Annotated in this window: 1 pseudogene; it reads right to left on the bottom strand. The window is 64.1% G+C overall.

What is annotated here, in order from left to right:
* Positions 1–507, bottom strand: a pseudogene (locus JK363_RS41595) (polyketide synthase); the annotation flags it as partial.

Below are 507 nucleotides of genomic sequence, written 5' to 3'. Positions count from 1 at the left end.
TCAAGGATCAGATGGGCATTGGTGCCCGAGGCACCGAAGGAAGACACACCCGCCCGACGCGGACGACCGGACCGCGGCCACTCCACGGACTCCCGCAACAACCGAACCGCACCACTGCCCCAATCCACATACGGCGTCGGCTCATCAATATGCAGCGACGCAGGCAACACACCACGCCGCATCGCCTCCACCATCTTGATCACACCCGCCACACCCGCAGCCGCCTGCGTATGACCAATATTCGACTTCACCGACCCCAGCAACAACGGACGATCCCCGGACCGCTCCTGCCCATACGTGGCCAACAGCGCCTGCGCCTCAATCGGGTCACCCAACGTCGTCCCCGTACCATGCGCCTCCACCGCATCCACCTCCGACGCAGACAACCCGGCACTCGCCAACGCCTGACGAATCACCCGCTGCTGCGACGGACCATTCGGCGCCGTCAGACCATTCGACGCACCATCCTGATTCACCGCAGAACCACGAATCACCGCCAACACCCGA

It is taken from the genome of Streptomyces coffeae, from assembly GCF_016741875.1.
Classification (GTDB): domain Bacteria; phylum Actinomycetota; class Actinomycetes; order Streptomycetales; family Streptomycetaceae; genus Streptomyces; species Streptomyces coffeae.
The sequence above is the reverse complement of the archived record's forward strand: the minus strand, read 5'-3'. Positions and strand labels throughout refer to the sequence as shown.